Consider the following 7,025-nt stretch of genomic DNA (forward strand, 5'->3'; position numbering starts at 1 on the left):
TTTCTTGACCTTCCCATCCTCACGGTACGATTCCCGCAGAAGGGTAGATCGATAGATTTTTTTACCGGATTTTGACTTGTTCTCTACAATATGCATGTCCACCATTGTACAGATAACAACCATTATCCGTCAAGTATATTGTCGGATAATAACAATATATTAGTGACTACATATTTATTAAAAATACAGCCTTAACAAACTATGTATTAAGCACTTATGCGTTTTGGCATGGGTGAACATCCGTTGTAATTGGTTAAATAAGAATTTGACGCGACCCTGATTAACCGCTGTATCAACTGCCGGTTACAAAACACTAAAACATACTAGCCTGCAAAAGTTATGGTAATTTTATTTTCCGTTTAATATTATTCGGAATTATGATACCGATTATCTGTTTTTGTATCTCGCGCTATCCTCTCTTTCCTTTATGAGCCAGAACACAATACCTGCCACCAGCAAAGCACCAGAAAGCGCTGCAATAATGGCGGGTGATTCGGTTTTTACATCAAGAATGATAAGTTTTCTAGCCAACGCAAGTATTGCTATAAGCATTACCGTCCTTACCTGAACAATGCTTGCCCGCCTGAATATTGACTGAAGAATTGAATGCTTAAATTCAAGAGCAATGAGTAATGTCATAATCATTCCGAAAATTGTCTGAAATACTGAATGTTCAATTGGATTCAGGGCAAGCACTATAAGGAGATTGTATACATCAACTATGAGTCGTAAAAAAGCAATAATGATCACAATTGAAATTATAACCGTTAAAGCAATTGAGACAATATGCTCAAATTTTTCATAAAAATGCATTGATTTCCAGTTTTCCGGATGCGGCAATTTGCCTTTCGTATTCAACTCCATAGCCTTAACTCTCTTGTAATGCAAAACAAAAAACATTGATTACGCAAACTTCTACTACATACTCTATATTGGTGTCCCAAAGAATTTCGTATTTTTTCCATTTGCTTCGGCTACTGCAAAATAAGGCGTTGAAGTATCTTTTTCAACCTCAGGTGTTTCCCAATCACGTAACAAACTATCATAGGTGCAATTGTTTTTATTTTGAAAATAATAAATGCCCAGTGGTAAATTACATCTACTATGGAAGCGCCAATCGCATGGCAGCGATAATAAGCGCTTCCATAATAACCATCACAATCACTCGCTTTTTACTTCAATCTTTCGCACATTTTCATGCGCTTTTACGCTTTTGGGTAGATGTATCTTCAACACTCCTTTATTGAATGATGCCTTCACTTTTTCCTGGTCAACTTCACATGGAAGTTGCAGAGAGCGGTAAAATGACCCATAACTCCGCTCTACATGATAGTACTCTTTGTCTTTTTCTTCTTTTTCCTGTTTCTTCTCTCCCTTAATCGTAAGCACATCATCCCTCAAAGTAATTTCAACATCATTTTGATCCATACCCGGTACTTCTGCAGTAATTTCAATCTCTCTGTCATTTTCACTTACATCTATTCTCGGCGAAAATTCTGCGAATCGTTCTTCTTTAAAGGAAATGGATGGAAATCTGTCAAAACCTCTGAAGAAATCATCAAATAACCGATCCACTTCCCGATGGAGTGTGGCAACGGGATGCCGCATCTCAGGTTGTAATTGCTGTTGCTTCTTCCTGTTCCAGGTAATTAAGTCTTTCCAGGCCATAATAGCCTCCTTTCTAAAGAAAATGTAAGATATTCATTATTCAAAAAACCTCCTTTTCTTTCACTAACAACAAACATGTCAAATCAAAATTTATTCATAAGAAACAATGTTAATTGCTTTTTGCCAACTCTTGTCATTTTATTTGAATCTTTCTTGGTTGTGCTTCTGGAGCCTTTGGAAGTGTCAGGACCAAGACGCCATCTGCAAGGTTTGCATCAATTTTCTCGGTATCAATGGTATTTGATACGGTAAATTTCCGTGTATAATGGCCTACATTGTATTCAGTATATACCGGATTGAGGTTTTCATACGGCGAGAAGTCAATCTTGGCATCAACCTCAAGGATATTATTTTCCAGCATGACATTTATGTTCTCCCTTTTTACACCCGGGACATCCATGCAAACAACCAGGTTTTTTTCTGTTTCAACTATATCTGTTCTGGGAACATAATATTTTCCTGGTACCGTTTTTTCGCCTTCAAACTCAGTTTTTACTGGTTTCCGACTTTCAGCCTTTGCAACTTCTTTTGCTTCGTTACCCATACTATCCTCCTCTCATAATTTGATTATTGATTAATTATTGAATTGCAATCTTTTTCGGTTTATCAGTCTCTGCACGTGGCAAGGAAACTACCAAAAGACCTTCTTTATACTCTGCCTGAACTTTTTCAGATTCAATGTTAAACGGCAGTCTTAACGTCCTGTCAAATTCCGAAAAATTACGTTCGATACGGTGATAACTGACATTTTTTCCGTAGTCGATTGTACGTGTTCCTGATAATCGTAATATGTTCTCCTTCACCTCTATGTTCAGGTCTTCTTTTTTTACTCCCGGTAATTCTGCAACGAGTACCAAGTCCCCATTTTTTTCAAAAATATTTACAGGCGGATATACCCCGCTACTTGCGGTACCGTTCTCAAAAAATCCCGCATCACGCGTAAGATCCAGCGCTTCCTGAAGCCCCAATAACGTTTCAAGTGTTCTTGATAGCGGCATCATCATATAGCCAAACAAATATGATTTTAGAGATTTGGCGATAAAATGGCTTTCTAAAAAACAGATTTATTTGACTAGGCATATTATCAAACACACCCCTAAATCCCCTCTTGATAGAGGGGACTTCTTCTCTCCCCTCTAAAAAGAGGGGCCGGGGGTGTGTAAATTTTTCGAAAACCTTATTTGTTTGACTATAAACCAAAACCTCCTTTCAAAAAGGTAATAAAAAATTGTTCTTTAAACTTGCCGCGGCATATGCCGTATTTTAAAAATGTTTTTTGCTGGTTGTTCTTTGAGCAATGAATGTGCCATATTTCGTAAGTTGCCATTAGTACAAATGTTATCTATGTTGACGTATTTTAAAGACGCAATATGGGGATGTAATGGGAATAACCATTCTCTTTAATTGTGGATTTACATGCTCAAATGTGTTGCATTTTACGTACGATCTTGCGGTATTTATGGGGACTTTTTACATTATTCCTTGTTTATATGGAAGTTATGGATAATATTATCTTATTGTAGCAAGGGAAATATATTTCTCATTTATTTGAAATAATCTCAATACGATTATGAAAGAAAAAAAGGATTCAGTTCAAAAATTGTTTGTTCCCGACATCGGAGGTAATGCGGATATTCAGCCTTATTTCCTGGCGAGTGACGGGGAAATTGACAAGTCGATTATAGATAACCTTGATTCAGATGTTATTATCCTGGATAAGGATCTTAACATTGTGCTTATGAATAAATCTGCGGAACGGACATTTGGCGTGAGTTTTCATGAGGTAAAAGGCACAAACTACCTGGCCTTGCGGCTTAGATCGATAGAACAGGAACTGGCCAGAAACCTTAATAATGTTCTTAAAACAAAAAAGGCATTCACTATTAAAGAACTACAGATTATTTCTCCAGATAAAGTTACACACTTTTTTGACCAGAGTTGTATTCCTATCCTTGATGATGGCGGCGTACTGCAAGGTGTGCTTTCTATCAGTAAGGATGTTACAAAAAGGGTATATAAGGAGATTCAATATCAGGAATCTCAGAAGATGCTAAAGGCCTTGTTTCAGGAATTAGAGGTTAAAAATACTACTATCCGGAGTTTGCAGACTTCATTAAGAGAGCGGTACAGTTTTCATAGCCTGATCGGTAAGAGTTATTTGATGCAGAATATTTACGACCTGATCGAAAAGGTCTCCCAAACCGATTCAACGGTTCTTATTACGGGAGAGACGGGTACAGGAAAGGAATTGGTGGCTAGGGCAATTCATTATAATAGCCATAGAAAAGACCATGACCTGGTGGCTGTAAATTGTGCCGCCTTACCGGAGACCCTTTTGGAAAGCGAGCTTTTTGGCCATGTCAAGGGTTCTTTTACAGGCGCTATTCGGGACAAAAAAGGGAAGTTTGAACTTGCGGATAAAGGGACTATATTTCTGGATGAAATCGGAGAGTTGTCGATTCCCACCCAGGTTAAATTGTTGCGGGTACTGCAGGAAAGATACATAGAGCGGGTGGGGGACGAAAAGACCATAAAAGTAGATATTCGCATTATTGCTGCAACAAACCAGGATATCCTTGAATTAATTGAGAAGGGGACGTTTCGGAAAGACCTCTTTTACCGGCTGAATATTATTTCAATTAGGCTTCCCTCCCTGAAAGAACGTACCGATGATATCCCGCTTTTAGTAAATCATTTTATTGAAAAATTCAACATTCGCTTCAAAAAGAATATAAACGGCATATCGCCAAACGCCTTAAGAAAACTTTTGGCATATTCATGGCCTGGCAATATCAGGGAACTGGAAGGCGTCATCGAAAAGGCTGTCCTTCTGGAAGAATCCGAAACTATCGAAAATATAGAGTTGCCGACAGACCATTCCGCGACTACGAACCTTTGTCTCCCCAAACCCTTAAATGCCGGACCTGATATTTCCTCTTATGAGGATCTGCAGAAACGTTTGGATATGTTGGAGCGGGAATATTTTGTCAGCGTATTTCAGAAGCATCATGGCAGGATAGGTAGTATAGCAGCATGCACAGGCCTTAACAGACGTACGATTTTAAATAAAATGAAAAAATTTTCACTTAAAAAGAGTTTATTTAAATAGCGTTGTTAATTACATCCTGCCTTTCCTTAAAATTTCTTCAAGCCTTGCTACGTGATCGGCAGGTATCGTTGTATGCTGCAATCCCCTTGCCGTAGCATCAATATCATATGGTACCCGTTTTATCTCCAGGGCGCCGTCTTTCCATATGGCATACGAAGCCAGGGGTATCCCGTCGCGCGGCTGACCAACACTTCCCGGATTGACGACGGTTATCTCACCTACCTTACGCACCACAGGCAGATGTGTATGTCCAAGCAAAACGATATTTGCCCGCACGCCTTTTAATTCATCTTCCATTTCACTATCGGAAACTTCGGGCCGGAGGTATTTGTAAATATCTCCGCCGGGTGAGCCATGAGACAACAGGAATGTTACGCCGCCTGCCTCTGTATTTAGCGTTAGCGGAAGGTTTGCAAGAAATTCTTTTTCGCCGGCATCCAGGATGGTTTTCGTAAAAATCTTCCCTTGATCGCTCAGTGCTTTATATTTTTCAGAACAGCCGCATTCCATGTTTTTACCAATGGCATTATCATGATTTCCGCGGACAATCTTGTCCGTTAATTTTCGGATTTTTTCTATGCACTCTTTCGGGTATGGCCCATAATTGACGATATCGCCAAGACAAAATATCATGTCGGCTGTTTCTTCCAAAACGGCTTTTAATGCTGCTTCATTTCCATGGATATCAGAGATTATAAGGATCTTCATTTCTTAAATACATTGAATTTCAAAAGAAGCATCACTTTTTAAATCAATTTCAACAGGTTTGATTTTGCCTTGTTTATTATCGTACAATAATTTTACTTTTGGCCTGGTCATTTGTGAAATTTCTACAGAGGCGACAACGCCCGTAAAATCTTTATACATTCCCCGTATAACCTTGATTTCTGAACCTACAGGATATTTCGGCATTACCGTTAAAAAGCAATTCACTAATTCTTCGTTGAATTGCGTGCCGGCGCCGTTTTTTATGAGATCATACACCAGATCAGGGGGCATTCCCTTGCGATACGGGCGGTCTGAAATACATGCGTCATAGGCGTCGGCAACGGCAGCAATCTCCGCACCCATAATCATTTTATCATGCTCTACATAGGTGATTTCTCCCTTATCAAGCTTATTATTCCCCGCCAGGCCACGCGGATATCCTTTCCCATCCTGCCTCTCATGATGTTGATAAGGGATATGCGCAGATACATATCCGATAGTGTCAATATCTTTAAGTAACTCATATCCAAAAGAAGTGTGCTGTTTTATTTTATCAAACTCTTCATTTGTTAACTTACCCGGTTTATTAAGCAGCTTTACGTCAATAAAAATCTTGCCTATATCGTGTAAAAACTCGCCGATGGCTATTTGTTTCAGTTTTTTTTTGTCAAGATACAGCCTTCTTGCAATAATCAACGATATTATTGCTGCATCTATAGAATGCTCGAAGGTATAATTATCTACTGTCTTTATTGAATTCAAACCGGACAAAATATCCTGTCCCATAATTTCCTCAAGGAAAGAGTCAATATTCTCAACCATTTGTTTGAATGCCTGGCTTTCCTGAAAAGTTCTTTTCACCTTTGGGGTATTGATGCTTCGGATAACTGATTCTGAAGTATCCGCTTCTATATCGACAATGGCTGTCTGCGTTACCTTGTAAGTTTTAAGAATATCCTTCGTTGCCATAAGACGAATTTTATCAGAAATCGGGTCTTTAATAACAATATCTTCCGTATCCTTATCTTCTATGTAAAGACAAGCATATCCCCTTGTTTTCAACCTATCGATATACCCCTGCGATAGTTCAACGCCTTTCTTTAGCAATACCTCATAATTCTCTCCATAAATTGGTTTACCCAGCACCATACCGGGTGATAAGCTGTTTATATGTTTTTTAATCATAAATATTGCATAACATCATAAAAATTTAAAAACTTATAACACAATCTTCTTATATAACAAAATGCTCCACGTTGTTATATGACTTCCTCAACCCTCTCCCCTTATCCCCTCCAAAGGGGGAGAATGTCCTCCGCTAGCGGGGGGGGTACAGAGGGTGGATTTGTATTTAGTATTTCGTGTTTCAGATTTCATCTCACATTTTATGCTGATGCTTTTTTGGCGATATTTTCTTCATACTCATTTTTAAAGTACTGCAGCGTAGAAACAACGGGATTCGCAGATGTTTGTCCCAGTCCGCACAGCGAAGACGTCCTGGTTGCTTCCGCCAGTTCTTCCAGAAGGCCAATATCTTCTC

General features: G+C 38.9%; 8 protein-coding genes. 1 reads left to right on the forward strand and 7 read right to left on the reverse strand.

The annotated features are described in order from the left end of the window. Positions 1 to 387: 387 nt before the first annotated feature. The 4 genes from QZT26_RS15435 to QZT26_RS15450 form a co-directional block, all read right to left on the reverse strand. Positions 388 to 864, reverse strand: a complete 477-nt coding sequence (locus QZT26_RS15435; protein WP_197705318.1) for a phosphate-starvation-inducible PsiE family protein — start codon at positions 862 to 864, stop codon at positions 388 to 390. A 297-nt stretch (positions 865 to 1,161) separates the two neighbouring features. Continuing rightward, positions 1,162 to 1,668, reverse strand: a complete 507-nt coding sequence (locus tag QZT26_RS15440; RefSeq protein ID WP_099323999.1) for an Hsp20/alpha crystallin family protein — start codon at positions 1,666 to 1,668, stop codon at positions 1,162 to 1,164. A 133-nt stretch (positions 1,669 to 1,801) separates the two neighbouring features. Next, positions 1,802 to 2,212: an Hsp20/alpha crystallin family protein gene (locus QZT26_RS15445; protein WP_099323998.1), complete on the reverse strand. Its 411-nt coding sequence runs from the start codon at positions 2,210 to 2,212 to the stop codon at positions 1,802 to 1,804. Between the two features lie 34 nt (positions 2,213 to 2,246). Then, positions 2,247 to 2,672: an Hsp20/alpha crystallin family protein gene (locus tag QZT26_RS15450; RefSeq protein WP_099323997.1), complete on the reverse strand. Its 426-nt coding sequence runs from the start codon at positions 2,670 to 2,672 to the stop codon at positions 2,247 to 2,249. A 566-nt stretch (positions 2,673 to 3,238) separates the two neighbouring features. Here QZT26_RS15450 and QZT26_RS15455 point away from each other — a divergent pair. After that, on the forward strand, positions 3,239 to 4,777 hold the full coding sequence (locus QZT26_RS15455; protein ID WP_295103417.1) for a sigma 54-interacting transcriptional regulator: 1,539 nt from the start codon (positions 3,239 to 3,241) through the stop codon (positions 4,775 to 4,777). Between the two features lie 9 nt (positions 4,778 to 4,786). Here the strand turns inward: QZT26_RS15455 and QZT26_RS15460 are convergent, their stop codons facing one another. From QZT26_RS15460 to QZT26_RS15470, 3 genes are all read right to left on the reverse strand, one after another. Then, complete coding sequence (locus QZT26_RS15460) at positions 4,787 to 5,485, reverse strand: metallophosphoesterase family protein (protein WP_164995272.1); 699 nt, start codon at positions 5,483 to 5,485, stop codon at positions 4,787 to 4,789. 3 nt (positions 5,486 to 5,488) lie between these two features. After that, positions 5,489 to 6,670, reverse strand: coding sequence for an HD domain-containing phosphohydrolase (locus tag QZT26_RS15465; RefSeq protein WP_099323994.1), 1,182 nt, complete (start codon positions 6,668 to 6,670; stop codon positions 5,489 to 5,491). Between the two features lie 200 nt (positions 6,671 to 6,870). After that, positions 6,871 to 7,017 (reverse strand): NADH-ubiquinone oxidoreductase-F iron-sulfur binding region domain-containing protein, encoded by a 147-nt coding sequence (locus QZT26_RS15470; RefSeq protein ID WP_295103420.1) that lies wholly within the window; start codon positions 7,015 to 7,017, stop codon positions 6,871 to 6,873. Between the last annotated feature and the right edge of the window lie 8 nt (positions 7,018 to 7,025).

The organism is uncultured Candidatus Kuenenia sp., from assembly GCF_900696675.1.
GTDB classification, from domain to species: Bacteria; Planctomycetota; Brocadiia; order Brocadiales; family Brocadiaceae; genus Kuenenia; species Kuenenia stuttgartiensis_A.